General features: G+C 72.7%; 13 protein-coding genes, 1 tRNA gene and 1 pseudogene. 7 read left to right on the forward strand and 8 right to left on the reverse strand.

Annotation, left to right across the window (positions count from 1 at the left end; translation table 11 throughout):
- Window positions 1–284: 284 nt before the first annotated feature.
- The 3 genes from AC38ZX_RS19660 to AC38ZX_RS19670 form a co-directional block, all read right to left on the reverse strand.
- Complete coding sequence (locus tag AC38ZX_RS19660; RefSeq protein WP_491295586.1) at window positions 285–848, reverse strand: hypothetical protein; 564 nt, start codon at window positions 846–848, stop codon at window positions 285–287.
- A gap of 92 nt (window positions 849–940) precedes the next feature.
- On the reverse strand, window positions 941–1336 hold the full coding sequence (locus tag AC38ZX_RS19665; RefSeq protein WP_491295587.1) for a hypothetical protein: 396 nt from the start codon (window positions 1334–1336) through the stop codon (window positions 941–943).
- A 326-nt stretch (window positions 1337–1662) separates the two neighbouring features.
- A tRNA-Ser gene (locus tag AC38ZX_RS19670) sits at window positions 1663–1749 on the reverse strand.
- A 112-nt stretch (window positions 1750–1861) separates the two neighbouring features.
- Here AC38ZX_RS19670 and AC38ZX_RS19675 point away from each other — a divergent pair.
- Complete coding sequence (locus AC38ZX_RS19675; protein WP_426596020.1) at window positions 1862–2689, forward strand: NAD-dependent protein deacetylase; 828 nt, start codon at window positions 1862–1864, stop codon at window positions 2687–2689.
- On the opposite strand, the pseudogene AC38ZX_RS19680 reads toward AC38ZX_RS19675, so the two are convergent.
- The 3 genes and pseudogenes from AC38ZX_RS19680 to AC38ZX_RS19690 all read right to left on the reverse strand — a co-directional run bounded on the left by AC38ZX_RS19680 (window position 2652) and on the right by AC38ZX_RS19690 (window position 6266).
- Window positions 2652–4911: pseudogene (locus AC38ZX_RS19680) on the reverse strand (FdhF/YdeP family oxidoreductase). The gene AC38ZX_RS19675 and the pseudogene AC38ZX_RS19680 sit on opposite strands and share 38 nt — an antisense overlap.
- A 41-nt stretch (window positions 4912–4952) precedes the next feature.
- The gene (fdhD, locus tag AC38ZX_RS19685) at window positions 4953–5795 is read right to left on the reverse strand and encodes a formate dehydrogenase accessory sulfurtransferase FdhD (RefSeq protein WP_491295588.1); all 843 of its coding nucleotides are present in this window, start codon (window positions 5793–5795) and stop codon (window positions 4953–4955) included.
- A gap of 9 nt (window positions 5796–5804) precedes the next feature.
- Window positions 5805–6266 (reverse strand): nucleoside deaminase, encoded by a 462-nt coding sequence (locus tag AC38ZX_RS19690; RefSeq protein WP_491295589.1) that lies wholly within the window; start codon window positions 6264–6266, stop codon window positions 5805–5807.
- Window positions 6267–6309: 43 nt separating this feature from the next.
- On the opposite strand from AC38ZX_RS19690, the gene upp reads away from it, so the two are divergent.
- The 3 genes from upp to AC38ZX_RS19705 all read left to right on the forward strand — a co-directional run bounded on the left by upp (window position 6310) and on the right by AC38ZX_RS19705 (window position 8034).
- Window positions 6310–6945 (forward strand): uracil phosphoribosyltransferase, encoded by a 636-nt coding sequence (gene upp, locus AC38ZX_RS19695; protein WP_426593451.1) that lies wholly within the window; start codon window positions 6310–6312, stop codon window positions 6943–6945.
- A 148-nt stretch (window positions 6946–7093) separates the two neighbouring features.
- Window positions 7094–7333 (forward strand): hypothetical protein, encoded by a 240-nt coding sequence (locus AC38ZX_RS19700; RefSeq protein WP_426593452.1) that lies wholly within the window; start codon window positions 7094–7096, stop codon window positions 7331–7333.
- A 44-nt stretch (window positions 7334–7377) separates the two neighbouring features.
- Complete coding sequence (locus tag AC38ZX_RS19705; protein ID WP_491295590.1) at window positions 7378–8034, forward strand: NAD(P)H-binding protein; 657 nt, start codon at window positions 7378–7380, stop codon at window positions 8032–8034.
- 139 nt (window positions 8035–8173) lie between these two features.
- Here AC38ZX_RS19705 and AC38ZX_RS19710 read toward each other — a convergent pair whose 3' ends face one another.
- The gene (locus AC38ZX_RS19710; protein ID WP_491295591.1) at window positions 8174–8971 is read right to left on the reverse strand and encodes a hypothetical protein; all 798 of its coding nucleotides are present in this window, start codon (window positions 8969–8971) and stop codon (window positions 8174–8176) included.
- Between AC38ZX_RS19710 and AC38ZX_RS19715 the strand changes: the two genes are divergently transcribed.
- Window positions 8961–9218 carry a hypothetical protein gene (locus tag AC38ZX_RS19715; protein WP_491295592.1) on the forward strand — a complete coding sequence of 86 codons (258 nt, stop codon included), beginning with the start codon at window positions 8961–8963 and terminating at the stop codon, window positions 9216–9218. The two genes, AC38ZX_RS19710 and AC38ZX_RS19715, sit on opposite strands and share 11 nt — an antisense overlap.
- Before the next feature lie 145 nt (window positions 9219–9363).
- Complete coding sequence (locus AC38ZX_RS19720) at window positions 9364–10248, forward strand: hypothetical protein (RefSeq protein ID WP_491295593.1); 885 nt, start codon at window positions 9364–9366, stop codon at window positions 10246–10248.
- Here the strand turns inward: AC38ZX_RS19720 and AC38ZX_RS19725 are convergent.
- Window positions 10223–12076 (reverse strand): sigma-70 family RNA polymerase sigma factor, encoded by a 1854-nt coding sequence (locus AC38ZX_RS19725; RefSeq protein ID WP_491295594.1) that lies wholly within the window; start codon window positions 12074–12076, stop codon window positions 10223–10225. The two genes, AC38ZX_RS19720 and AC38ZX_RS19725, sit on opposite strands and share 26 nt — an antisense overlap.
- Before the next feature lie 143 nt (window positions 12077–12219).
- On the opposite strand from AC38ZX_RS19725, the gene AC38ZX_RS19730 reads away from it, so the two are divergent.
- Window positions 12220–13050, forward strand: a complete 831-nt coding sequence (locus AC38ZX_RS19730; RefSeq protein WP_426593455.1) for a hypothetical protein — start codon at window positions 12220–12222, stop codon at window positions 13048–13050.
- The last annotated feature ends 70 nt before the right edge of the window (window positions 13051–13120 follow it).

Genomic DNA, 13120 nt, shown 5'->3' on the forward strand with positions numbered 1-13120 from the left:
GCGGCGACGGCAGCAACTGCAGAAGCTACGTCGCCGGCCCAGTTTCCATGCCAGACCGGCGCCACACCGACGCCGCCACGGTCTACGAACTGCGTAAGTTCGACGCCAACAGCCGCTCAGACGCCCCGCGCGTCTTCGCTCCACGGCACGTCTCATCTGCTTGCTTGAGGACGTCCGGCGGTCGAGTTTGCTTCGCCAGGAGCGTCATATCCACACGAAGCGACACTCGGAGCGGGTGCCGCCGCCGACTGCGGCGCGACGGAGCGCAACTACGCGCGACGAGATCAGCACTGAGCTGAGGTCGTCACCAGCAACGCTTCGAGGCCGTCCGGTGGCGGCGCCTGCGAGGCGAAGCGGTCCGAGTCGCGGGGGACTGCGGTGGCAACGACGCCGTAGTCGCCGCGGCACCAGTGCGCTTGCACGTGGTGCCAGCCGTCCTCTTGCAGGCTCGCTTCGAACGTGTCGACCGAGGCCGCCCCGTCCGGAACCGAGTACAGCCGCTCGACATACGAGCACCCCTGGGTGCACCAGTCGTTCGGGTAGGAATCGACCGACATCAGATGTGCGTCCGAGGGAACCGGCAAGTTCGCCGAGACCTCATTGACCCGTTCGATGCTCGGCGGGGCCAGCTGCGCCACACCGAGCCCGATCAGGACTATGACGACCGCGAAGCCGGCGGTGAGCGCAGCCCGGCGTCGCGCGGGCCGCAAAATCGCCCACGCGAGCACGATCAGTGGCGCGAACGCGAGAACGCACCACAACCAGCCCCAGGTTTGCCCGGCCGTGCCTGATAGCAGCAGTACCGCGCCGGCGACGAGCACCCACAGCACGCTGATGACGGCAAGCATGGGCACGCGCACCCACCAGCGGGCTCGTTTGGGCGAGTCCACTGTCGGGTGCGATGCCCATGCTTGCTCAATCATCGTGCTCGTTCGGTTGGTCAGGCGTCGCCGCTGGCGGTCACCTTGCCACTGGACGAGATGCATCCTGCGTTTACCGAGCCGGTGAGTGTCGTCGCGTCCTGAGTCGTGACTGTGCCGGGTGCCGAGAGGCGCACATCGAGCAGCGGATCGAACGTCGTGTGCGCAGACAGGTTGATGCCTGTGCTCGACGAGCACGCGGAGTGTTCGCCGGGCACGAGCAGCTGGACCGAGTGCGGTGCACCGTCCGCCGTCAGCACGGTCAACCCGTTGACCGAGCTGAACTGGTCGGCGTAGATCACCACGTCAGCTGAGACCCGCAGCGTCATTTGCTGCAGGGCGACCGACGCAGTTCGACGTGACCCGGCGCGCGTCAAGACAGTCGGCGAGGCGATGGTGACGTCTGCGCCGTTCACGCTTGACGCCCAAGGCTGCGGCGCCGGGCATGATCTACCAACCGAGGGCAAAACGGAGGCCACAGACCGGAGTTGCTGCTGGTCAGGGCACTGCGTTCACTGGCGGTGCGGTAGCGCACGACTTCCGTCGGAGGGTGGCGAGAAGGTTGGTCCGGTCGGACGATCTGGTGCGTGACCTGGTCGGAATCTTGTGCGGTTGTGCACCGGGTTGCGGGTTGACGCGCTCCTTCGGTCCCCAAAGTGGAGTCGAATTCGGTGAGTTCGAGGGCAAAACGAGGGCCCTGACCGACATTGCTGCTGGTCAGAGCCCTCGTTCGCTGCCGGTGCGGTAGCGGTGGGATTTGAACCCACGGTGGACTTTCACCCACACACGCTTTCGAGGCGTGCTCCTTAGGCCGCTCGGACACGCTACCTCGGGGAGAACGGTACCTGGTGTTGGGCCCTCCCTCCGAATCGGCCCCCGCGGCCGACGACGACGCACGAGCGACGTACGGTGGAGCGGTGAGCACGAGCGACGCCCTCCCGATGACCGCCGGGTCGCTGGCGGAGGTGGTGGACGTGCTCGCCGGGCACCGGTTGGCCGTGCTGACGGGGGCGGGGGTGTCGACGGACTCCGGGATCCCCGACTACCGCGGGCCCGACTCGCCGCAGCGCACCCCGATGACGTTCCAGCAGTTCACGGGCGACGAGGGGTTCCGGCGGCACTACTGGGCGCGCAACCACGTCGGCTGGAAGCACGTGCACCGCACGATCCCGAACGCGGGGCACCGGGCGCTGGCGGCGCTGGAGCACCGGGGGGTGGTCACCGGGCTCATCACGCAGAACGTCGACCTGCTGCACGAGGCGGCGGGCAGCCGGCACGTGATCGACCTGCACGGGCGGTACGACCGGGTGCGGTGCCTGTCGTGCGGCACGGTCATCAGCCGGTCGGACCTGGCGGCGCGGCTCGACCTCCTGAACCCCGGGTTCATGGAGGCCGTGGCGGACATCGAGATCGCGCCCGACGCCGACGCCGTGATCGAGAAGACGAGCCACTTCGTGATCGCCGACTGCGCGGTCTGCGGCGGGATGCTCAAGCCCGACATCGTCTACTTCGGCGAGACCGTGCCGCGGGAGCGGGTGGACCGGGCCTACGCGATGGTCGACGCCGCCGACGCGTTGCTGGTGGCCGGGTCGTCGCTGACGGTTCAGTCCGGGCTCCGGTTCGTGCGGCACGCGGCCCAGACCGGCAAGCCGATCGTCGTCGTCAACCGGGGCGCGACGAGGGGCGACAAGTACGCGGCCGTGACGCTCGACGCGGGCACGTCCGAGACGCTCACGGACCTGTCGGAGACGCTTCCAGCCGCACGATGACCGCCTTCGAGACGGGCGTGTTGCTGCCGAGCGCCGTGCTCGACAGCGAGACGAGCACGTTCGCCTCCGGGAAGTACGCGGCCGCACAGCCGCGGGAGGTCGGGTAGGCGACGACGCGCTGGTGGCGCAGGACGCGGTCGGGCTCGCCCGGCCACTCGCTGTGCAGGTCGACGCGTTGCCCGTCCGACAGGCCTAGCTCGAGAAGGTCGGCAGGGTTGACGAAGACCACGTCGCGACCGCCGTGGATGCCGCGGTACCGGTCGTTCAGGCTGTACGTCGTCGTGTTGAACTGGTCGTGCGAGCGGATCGTCTGCAGGATCAGCCGGCCCGGCGGGCACTCGACGGGGACGAGGTCGTTGACCGTGATCATGGCCTTGCCGGTGCTCGTCGCGAAGGTCCGGGAGTCCCGCGGGCCGTTCGGCAGCACGAAGCCACCACGGTGCCGGATGCGCTCGTTGAAGTCCTCGAAGCCGGGGACCACGCGCGAGATGGACGAACGGATCGTGTCGTAGGACCGCTCGAAACCAGCCCAGGCGATCGGGCCGTCGTCCCCGAGCACCGCCCGGGCCAGGCGCGTGACGATCGAGACCTCCGAGAGCAGCATGTCGGACACCGGCGGGACGGCGCCGTGCGTGGCGTGCACCGCACAGACCGAGTCCTCGACGGACAGGAACTGCGGTCCGCTCTCCTGCAGGTCGACGTCCGTGCGCCCGAGGGTCGGCAGGATCAGCGCCTCCGCGCCCGTCACCACGTGCGACCGGTTGAGCTTGGTCGACACCTGCACGGTCAGCTCGGTCCCGCGCATCGCGGCCTCGGCCGCCGCGGTGTCGGAGATCGCCGCGACGAGGTTGCCACCGAGGGCGAACCAGACCTTGATCTCTCCGCGCCGCATCGCCTCGATCGACTGCACCGAGTCCAGCCCGTGCCTGCGCGGGGGCTCGAAGGAGAACTCGGCGGCCAAGGCGTCCAGGAAGCGATCGGGCATCCGCTCCCAGATGCCCATCGTGCGGTCGCCCTGCACGTTGCTGTGCCCGCGGATCGGAGACGCGCCCGCGCCCGGCCTGCCGATGTTGCCGCGCAGCAGGAGCAGGTTGACGACCTCCTTGATCGTGTCGACGCCCTTGCGGTGCTGCGTGATGCCCATCGCCCACGTGATGATCACGCGTTCCGCGGCCAGGTACCGGTCGGCGAGCTCGTCCATCTCCTCCAGGGTGAGCCCCGTGGCCGCGAGGACCTCGTCCTGGTCGAGCTGGTCGAGGTGCGCGCGGAGCCCGTCGAGACCCAGCGTGTGCTCCGACAGGAACTCGTGATCGAGGACGGTGCCGGGGTTGCGGGACTCGGCCTCGAGCACCCGGCGCGACAGGTGCTGCAGCAGCGCCATGTCGCCGCCCGACCGGATCTGCAGGAACTGGTCGGCCATGTCCGTGCCGCGGCCGACGATGCCGCGCACGGTCTTCGGGTTCTTGTACCGGCGCAGGCCCGCCTCAGGCAGCGGGTTGACGGACACGATCGCCGCGCCGGCCCGCTTGGCGTCCTCCAGCGCGTTGAGCATCCGCGGGTGGTTGGTGCCCGGGTTCTGGCCCATCACGATGATGAGGTCGGCCTTCTCGAAGTCGTCGTACGCGATCGTCGACTTCCCGATGCCCAGCGTATCGAGCATCGCGGTGCCCGTGGACTCGTGGCACATGTTGGAGCAGTCGGGCAGGTTGTTGGTACCGAACGCGCGCACGAACAGCTGGTAGACGAACGCCGTCTCGTTGGCGGTCCGGCCGCTCGTGTAGAACGCCGCCTGGTCGGGCGAGTCGAGGCCGTTCAGCTTCGACGCGACGAGCCGGAGGGCGGACGCCCAGGAGATCGGCTCGTAGTGGTCGCTGCCCGCCGCCTTGTGGACCGGCTCGACCAGCCGCCCCTGCTGACCGAGCCAGTACTCCGACCTCGACGCGAAGCTCCGTGAGCGAGTGCGCGGCCCAGAACTCGGTCGGCACGGTCAGCGTCGTGGCCTCCCACGTCACCGCCCGCGCCCCGTTCTCGCAGAACTCCGCCCGCGCACGATGGCCGGGGTCCGGCCACGCGCAGCTCATGCAGTCGAACCCGTCCTTCTGGTTCACGCGGCTGAGCAGGCGCAGCGTGCGGCTCGGCCCGAGGTCCCCCAGCGCGTACGACATCGCGTTGGTGACCCCCGGCAGCCCCACGGCCCAGGACTCCGGCGGCTCGACCCGCATCCGGTCGTACGACGGGTCCTCGACCGGCGGCTTGCGGGGCACTAGACGCGCACCCCGGCCGGCACGCGGTCCGGCCGCGCGTAGACGACCATCGACGCCCCGCGCAGGAACCCGACCAGCGTGATGCCGGCCTCGGTCGCCAGCTCGGCGGCGAGCGACGACGGCGCGGACACGGACGCGAGGACGGGGATGCCCGCCATGAGCGCCTTCTGCGTGAGCTCGAACGACGACCGTCCCGAGACCATGAGCACGGTCCCCCGCAACGGCAGCAGCCCGCGCGTCAGCGCCCACCCGACCACCTTGTCCACCGCGTTGTGCCGGCCGACGTCCTCGCGCACCACCAGCAGCTCGCCGGACGAGCCGTCGAACAGTCCCGCCGCGTGCAGCCCACCGGTCTTGTCGAACACCGCCTGCTGCTCCCGCAGCCGGTCGGGGAACGTCGCCAGCAGGTCCGCCCGGACGGCGAGGGGGTCGTCGGAGACGGAGAAGTGGGAGTGCGTGCGGACCGCGTCGATGCTCGCCTTGCCGCACAACCCGCACGAGGACGTCGTGTAGAAGTTCCGTTCGAGGCCCGGGTCGGGCGCCGGGACGCCACGGCCGAGGGTCACGTCCAGGACGTTGTACGTGTTCAGGCCCTCGTCGGTCGCGCCGGCGCAGTACCGCGCCGCGGCGAAGTCGTCAGGCCCGGCGACCACGCCTTCCGACACCAGGAACCCCGCGGCGAGCTCGACGTCGTGACCGGGCGTGCGCATCGTGACCGCCAGGGGACGGCCACCGACACGGATCTCGAGCGGCTCCTCGGCCGCCAGGATGTCCTCGGCCGGGCGGGCGCCGCGCGCGACGTCGACCCGCGTGACCTGTCGCCGTACCGCGATTCTCTGCACCACTCGATGCTAGGTCCGATGGGTCTCGAAGAAGGCTCGCAGCAGCACCGAGCACTCGTCCGCGCGCACACCCCCCACCACCTCGACGCGATGGTTCAGCCGCCGGTCGCGGACCACGTCCCACTGCGACCCGCACGCGCCCGCCTTCGGGTCCCACGCACCGAGGACCAGCCGCGGGACGCGCGCCAGGACGGTCGCCCCCGCGCACATCAGGCACGGCTCCAGGGTCACGACGAGGGTGCAGTCGTCGAGGCGCCAGCGTCCCAGCGCGCTCGCGGCCTCCCGCAGGGCGTGCACCTCGGCGTGCCCGGTGGGGTCGTGGGCGGCCTCGCGCGTGTTGTGCCCGCGGCCGACCACCTCGCCGGACGGGCCCAGCACGACCGCGCCGACCGGCACGTCGGCGGTCAGCAGGGCCAGCCGGGCCTCGTCGAGGGCGAGACCCATCGCGGCGGCGTCGGCAGGCAGAGGCATGCCGCACATCCTCCCAGCAGGTCCGGGCCGGTAGGTTGTCGCCATGCGCCTGCACGTCGCGGACCACCCGCTGGTCGCCCACAAGCTCACCGTCCTGCGTAACGTCAACACACCGTCGCCCACGTTCCGGCTCCTGGTCGACGAGCTGGTGACGCTGCTGGCCTACGAGGCCACGCGCGACGTCCGCACCGAGCCGTACGACATCGTCACGCCGGTCGCACCGACGACGGGCACCCGGCTCGCCGACCCGCAGCCGATCGTCGTGCCCATCCTGCGCGCCGGCCTGGGCATGCTCGACGGGATGACGCGCGTGCTGCCCACCGCCGAGGTCGGTTTCCTCGGCATGCAGCGCGACGAGCAGACGCTCGAGGCGATCACGTACGCCAACCGGCTGCCCGACGACCTGTCCGGCCGCCAGTGCTTCCTCCTCGACCCCATGCTGGCCACCGGCGGCACGCTCGTCGCCGCCATCGACTACCTGCTCCAGCGCGGGGCGCGGGACGTCACGGCCGTCTGCCTGCTCGCCGCGCCCGAGGGTCTGGCCGTGGTCGAGCAGTTCGTCGGCGACCGCGCCGACGTGAAGGTCGTCGTCGCGGCCGTCGACGAGCGTCTGAACGAGAAGGCGTACATCGTCCCCGGCCTCGGCGACGCCGGCGACCGGCTGTACGGCATCGTCTGACCGCGTCCACCCGCTGGGACGTGCGGATAAACCCTTCCCCGCGCGGCGGCCGCGTGGCACAGTCCCCGTCGTGATCCGCACGCATGCCTGTTATCGATCCTGACCCCGTTCAGCGACCGACAACCCTGCCTGCGCACCGGAGACCCCCATGGCACTGCCCCGATCGATCCCTCGCACCATCGCGCCCGACGCGGGCCTGGTCCTGTACGTGAGCCTGTCCGCGCAGAGCCTGCAGGGCGCGCCCGAGCTGGCCGAGGTGGCCGAGCTGCTCCAGGAGATCGCGCGCGAGCTGTTGCCGGGCGCGGACACGTACGCCGCGCTCTCCCTGGCACCCGCCGGTTCCGACGACGTCCACCAGCTCGGCGACCGGCTGCGGCTGCTCGGCTGAGCCCCCGGTCGCCGGTGCGCGACCCCGTGCCTACCGTGGGATGCATGCGCATCGCGATCGCCGGCGGGCACGGGCAGGTTGCCCGCCACCTGTCGCGCACACTCACGGCCCGCGGCGACGTGGCTCTCGCCCTCGTCCGGCAGCTCAAGCACGTCGACGACGTGAGCAACGACGGCGCCGAGGCGGTGGTCCTGGACCTCGAGCGCGCGAACGCGCGGGACGTCGCGGAGGCCGTCTCGGGTGCCGACGCGGTCGTGTTCGCGGCGGGCGCGGGGCCGGGCAGCGGCGCCGCGCGCAAGGACACCGTGGACCGGGCGGCGGCCGGTCTGCTCGCCGACGGAGCCCAGCAGGCGGGTGTCCGTCGCTACGTGCTCATATCCTCGATGGGCGCCGGGGCACCCCCGCCGCCCGGCACCGACGACGTGTTCGCCTCCTATCTCGTCGCCAAGCGGTCGGCCGAGATCGACCTGCGGTCCCGCGATCTCGACTGGACGATCCTGCGCCCCGGCGGCCTGACCGACGGGCTCCCGACCGGGACCGTGACGCTCGCCGACCGGGTGGATCGTGGGCGCGTCCCCCGCGCCGACGTCGCGGCCGTGCTCGCCGCGCTCCTGCACGAACCGCGCACCGCCGGCCGGGTGCTCGAGCTCGTCGGTGGGTCGGTGCGCATCGACGACGCCATCGCCGCGCTGCGCCTGTAGGAGCTCTGCGCGGCCGGCGGCGTGGTCCGGAACGGTGATCGCCCCCACCAGGTACTGGTCGCTGCCTACTGCGCGGCCGGCGGCGTGGTCCGGACGGTGATCGCCCCCACCAGGTACTGGTCGCCGTTCGTGCTCGCCGTCAGCGAGCCACGTCGCACGCCAGCATCTGCGGCGCGAAGCCCTTGGCGTCGGTGCCCAGCGAGTTGGTGGCACGCCACCCGGTGGCGGTCGAGTCGAACGCGTTGGTGGCCACCCCGCCGGCGACGAACGCCGTCCCGCTCCACCGCTGCGGCACCAACGGGTGCTGCTTGGCGGGCACCGTGCAGGTGTCGCCGAGGACCAGGCGGTCGCCCGTGCTGGTGCGGTCGCCCTCCCAGGCCACGACGCCCACGCGCGCCGTCGTGCCGGCCTCGGCGGCGAACTCGAACGGGGTCGGCGCGACGGACGTACCGATCCAGGAGCCGCCGTCGTACACCGTCACGGACGCGTCGCTGCCGGGTTCGGAGTAGACGACGACCAGCGACCAGCCGGCGTAGTAGGTCCGGTCGGTGTCCTTGCGCGTGCCGCTCACCGCGACGTCGGCCACCGACCATGTGCCGGGGCCTGCGGCCGCGACCTGCGCCGTGACGTCCGCGAACGACTGGTAGTAGTGCCGCGCCGCGTTGTCCGTCGGCTGGGAGAGCGTCGTGCCGACGACGTCGGTGTACTCACCCGTGGGACCGCGCAGCTTCGCGGTGTCCAGCGGTCCGCTCCAGGTGTCGTACGCGCTCCTGTCGCCAGACCAGTAGAGACCGGCGAAGGCGATCTTCCGGCCGGCGGGGACGGTCAGCAGCGTCGAGGAGGACACCGGGACGCTCGCGCGCTTGACCGTCGAGCCCGGCTTGGCGTCGTCGAGCGGCAGCATGTCCAGCCCGTTGTTGTCGGCGGTGCCGTTCACCAGGGCGTTCGTGCAGGCGGCGAGCCTGCCGTCGCAGGAGAGCAGCGGTGCGCCGACCTCCGTGACGCTCCATCCACCGTCGAACCGGACACGTGGCGACAACCCGCCCGACGAGGTGCTCACCGTGCTGGTGCTCCGGACGCCGGACGCGCCGGTCGCCTTCGCTTCGACGAGCACGGTTCCCTGCGCGCTGCCCGTGGCGACGACGTTGACGAGCCCCTGGACGGCCGTCCCCGCATCGACCTGACCGAAGGTGCAGACGACCCGGCGGGCTCGTCGGCTCGCACCCCTTCGTGGGCACGCCGCCGCCGCTGGGCGCGTAGGTCAGGTTCGGGGGCAGGCTCAGCGTCGCCACGACCGAGTCGGCCGCCGCCCCGGGCGCCACCGAGAGCGTGAAGCGCACGGTGCCGACGCCCTTGGCCAGCAGCACGGCGGGGTCGCCCGCCGCGAGCGCGAGGACCGGCGGGGTCGAGGTGATCGCGACGCCGAGCGGCGCTCCGGTGTCGGCGTCGTCGGCCCCCACCGACGCGGTCAGTGTGCCGAGCGGTCCGACGAACCCCGGCAGCGGCGCGAGCGAGACGGGCAGGGCGAGCGCGCCGCCCGGGGCGATCGACCCGGCCGTGCACGTCCGCGTGGTCCCGACGGGCGTCCCGCACGCCCATGCGTCGCTCGCGGCACCGACGGACACGCCGTTCGGGGCGGTGAGCGTCACGTGTACGGGCGCCGAGGGCAGGTCACCGACGTTGGTCACCGCGAGCGCGGCGGTCGCGGTCTGGCCGAGCGCGACCGTCGCGGTCGGGTCGCCGACGACGCTCAGGGTCGCCGGCCGCACCAGCGTGAACGTCGAGACGCTCTGGTCGGGGGCCTGGCGCCCGCCCGGGACGAGCAGCACGGAGAGGTCGTGCGAGCCGACCGTGTCGGCAGCCGTGAGGGCCAGCGTCAGGGGCGCGCCGGTCCGTGCGGCGAGCGTGTCGATCCGGCACGTGAGGGTGGTGCCCGTGACCGCGGCCACGCGGGCCACCTGGGAGACGCCAGGCGCCTCGGTGGCGCAGGTCCACGGGCTCGCGCCGGGAGCCAGGCCGCCGGTCACCCCGCTCGGCAGGACGACGGTCACCGAACCCGTCCCCGGCGTCAGCGGGCTGCCGCCGACGTTGCCGACGTCCAGGGCGAACGTGCGCGTCCGGCCGCTGACCAGCTGCAGCGCGGGCGACGGGCTCCGCAGCGCGAGGCGCGCGGGCGAGGCCGCGACGGTCAGCGGGATCGGGGGCGAGCGATAGCGATGCCGGCGCCCGACACCACCAGCCCGACCGAACCGTCGGTCTGGTCGTAGGAGTCGTCGACGGACACGCGCAGCGAGAGGGTCGACGATGCTCCGGGCGGCAGGGTGGCGAGCGTGCACTGCGCGCCGGGCGGCCCAGCCGCACAGATCCAGCCATCGCCCATCTCCACCGGCGCGAACCGGCCCGTCGTCCCCGTCAGGGCCTGGGTCGAGATGCCGTCGATCGTGACACCGACCGGAAGCGTGACCTGGGCGACCAGGTCCGTGGCCGCGGTACCACCGTTGTTGCGGACGCCCACCGCCAGATCCTGGCCGGCGAGCCCGGCCTCGAGGGCGAGCCCGCCCGCGGGCAGGTCGACGACGACGTCCGCCGGGGCGACCGGTGGCACGACCGGCGGGGCCGGCTGAACCGGGTTGTCGGCGGGCGGGGTGTCGGCCGGCGGGTTGTCGGCCGGCAGGTTGTTGGTGGTCGCGTCGGACTGCGTCGTCACGGAGCTCTGCTGGTTGCCACCGGGCACCGACGGTCCCTGCGTCGCCTGGTCCTGCGGGAACTGCGTCGGCAGGTCGGTGGGCTGCACCGACGGCACGACCCCTGTCGGCGCGGACGACGCGTCGCTCGACGACGACGGGGACGCGCTCGCCGACGACGTCGGCCCGGCGACCGGCGGAGCGGCGTCGGGGCCCGAGAGGAGGTTGACGAGGCCGACCGTCGCGACGGCCGCCAGGGCCACGCCCCCGACGACGGCCGCGGCCGCACCGATCGGGATCGAGGCGATGAGGGCGGCCACCCCGCCGACCGCGGCAGCGCTGCCCACCGAGGCCGCGGTCGCGGTCGCTGCGCCGGCGACGGCTGCGGTCCCGGCGGCCGCGCCGCTGCCGCCGGCTGCCGCAGCGATACCGGCTCCCCCCGCCGCCGCACCCGTGCCCGCCGCCGCTGCACCGCCCGTGCCGGCGGCACCGCCGGCCGCACCGCCCGCGGCACCGCCCGCCGCCGCGCCCGCGGCAATGCCGCCGCCGACCGGCAGCGCCACGCCGAGGACGCCGAGAGCCGTGATCCCGAGCACCAGCGGGGCGATGACGGCCCGCATGCCGTGGTTGACGTCGCCGAGCTCGAGGACCAGCCCGCGGCAGGTGCCGCAATCGTCCAGGTGCGCCTCGACCTGGGCGGTCTCGCGCGTCCCGAGCCCGTTGCGCACGTAGGACCCGAGCTTGCCGGCGACGGCGCGGCACCCGTCGTCGAGCGGGTCCTGCAGGTGCTGCTGGAGGTACGCCTGCCGCAGACCCTCGCGGGCCCGGTAGGACAGGGCGGCGACGCCGTTCGCGGTGAGCCCGAGGATGGGCGCGATCTCGGCGGGGCTCAGCCCCTCGACCTCGGTGTGCCACAGGACGGCCTGCCAGCGTTCCGGCAACGAGTGGAACGCCCGCGCGACGACCCCGCGCTCGAACCCGGCCAGCGCGGGATCCTCGGCCGTCGGGGCCATCGCCGTACCTCGCTCGAGGACCGCGACGTCGTCCGTCGGCTCGACCCGGCGTGCACTGTCCCGGCGGACCGCCGCGGTACGGCGCACGACGGTGAAGAGGTAGGCGCGGAACGCCACCTCCGGGCCCTTGCCGCGCTGCACGGCTCCGAAGACGGCGGTGAAGGCGTCGGCCACCACGTCGTCCGCGTCGGCCTGCGAGTTCGTGTACTGGCGGGCGACCACCCACGCTGCCCCGGCGTGCCGTTCGTAGAGCGCGCCGACGGCCGCGGCGTCGCCCGTGCGCGCGGCGGCGATGAGCTCCGCGTCGCCCGTGACGCCGTCGCCGAGCTGCGCGCTGAGTGCCACGACCGCTCCCGTCCGTACTGCGTCCGAGGGCATAGCCTGCCCCATAAGCGGTGAATCCACATAAGTGGGGTGAAGTTCACCGGGTGAAAAGCGGTGGAGCGGCGTCACAGGTGCGGCACGGCTCGCTCTCATCCGGCGTGACGATGAACTCGGGACCGAACAACGCTGCCTTTCCGGCGCTCAACGGTGAGTCGCTCGACGGGCTCCCTCACGGCGTGCTGCCCGCTGCCCTGCGCGAGCGGTGGCGCGACGAGAGCGTCGGATCGGTCTGGTTGCGCCCCTCGGACTGGTACCACCCCGCCGTCGACGAGATCGCCGCGGCCATCCTGTCGCCGGCGGACACGTCGGTCGCCGCGCAGGAGCTGGGCCGCGCCCGCGGCTATGACGGGGTCGGCATCGGCGAGACGATCGACGACCTCGGCGCGCTCTACCGCTCGCTCGGTGCCACCGAGCCCCCGGCGCCGGTGATCCGCGCGCTCTGCGAGGGCTGGGCCGACGCCCAGGCGGGCGCGCTCACGTTCGGCGCGGCGCGCGACCCCGAGTCCGGGCTGCCCACCCGTCAGTACCTGGCCATCCGGCTGGCGGAGACGTACCGCGACGCGGCGATCCCGACGCAGCGCGCCCGCACGGCCGGCGACGTCGGGCACCACCTGGTGCTCGTGGACGTCGCCGCCGGGGACACCGACCCGTTCACGCGGGCTGCGCGGTCCGCCGCGGTGGGTGCGGCGATGGCGACCACGTACGGCGAGGGCCACCCGATGGCCACGCTCGGCGGGGGCGTGTTCGCCGTGCTGGTGCGCACGGACGAGCACACGCGTGCGCCGTTCGACGCTCTGCACGCCGAGATCGACCGCCGCTGCCAGCTGCTCGACCTCCGCGCCGTGACGCGCATGCCCGTCCGGGTGTGGGTCGAGCCTTTGCCGGAGACGCACGAACAGGCGCTGCGGACGTTGGAGCGGGTCGCGCGGACCTGAATCCGCCGGCTTGGTCGACGAGCCCGCGCAGGTCAGCGACGAGTAGTCGGCATGCTGGGGACAAGCCCGA

This window comes from Cellulomonas sp. McL0606, assembly GCF_058248365.1.

Coding starts and splice junctions, on each gene's coding strand:
- AC38ZX_RS19660 (WP_491295586.1), bottom strand. CDS start 848: ATGCTTGCCGTCATCAGCGTGCTGTGGGTGCTCGTCGCCGGCGCGGTA.
- AC38ZX_RS19675 (WP_426596020.1), top strand. CDS start 1,862: ATGACCGCCGGGTCGCTGGCGGAGGTGGTGGACGTGCTCGCCGGGCAC.
- AC38ZX_RS19690 (WP_491295589.1), bottom strand. CDS start 6,266: ATGCCTCTGCCTGCCGACGCCGCCGCGATGGGTCTCGCCCTCGACGAG.
- upp (WP_426593451.1), top strand. CDS start 6,310: ATGCGCCTGCACGTCGCGGACCACCCGCTGGTCGCCCACAAGCTCACC.
- AC38ZX_RS19700 (WP_426593452.1), top strand. CDS start 7,094: ATGGCACTGCCCCGATCGATCCCTCGCACCATCGCGCCCGACGCGGGC.
- AC38ZX_RS19705 (WP_491295590.1), top strand. CDS start 7,378: ATGCGCATCGCGATCGCCGGCGGGCACGGGCAGGTTGCCCGCCACCTG.
- AC38ZX_RS19730 (WP_426593455.1), top strand. CDS start 12,220: ATGAACTCGGGACCGAACAACGCTGCCTTTCCGGCGCTCAACGGTGAG.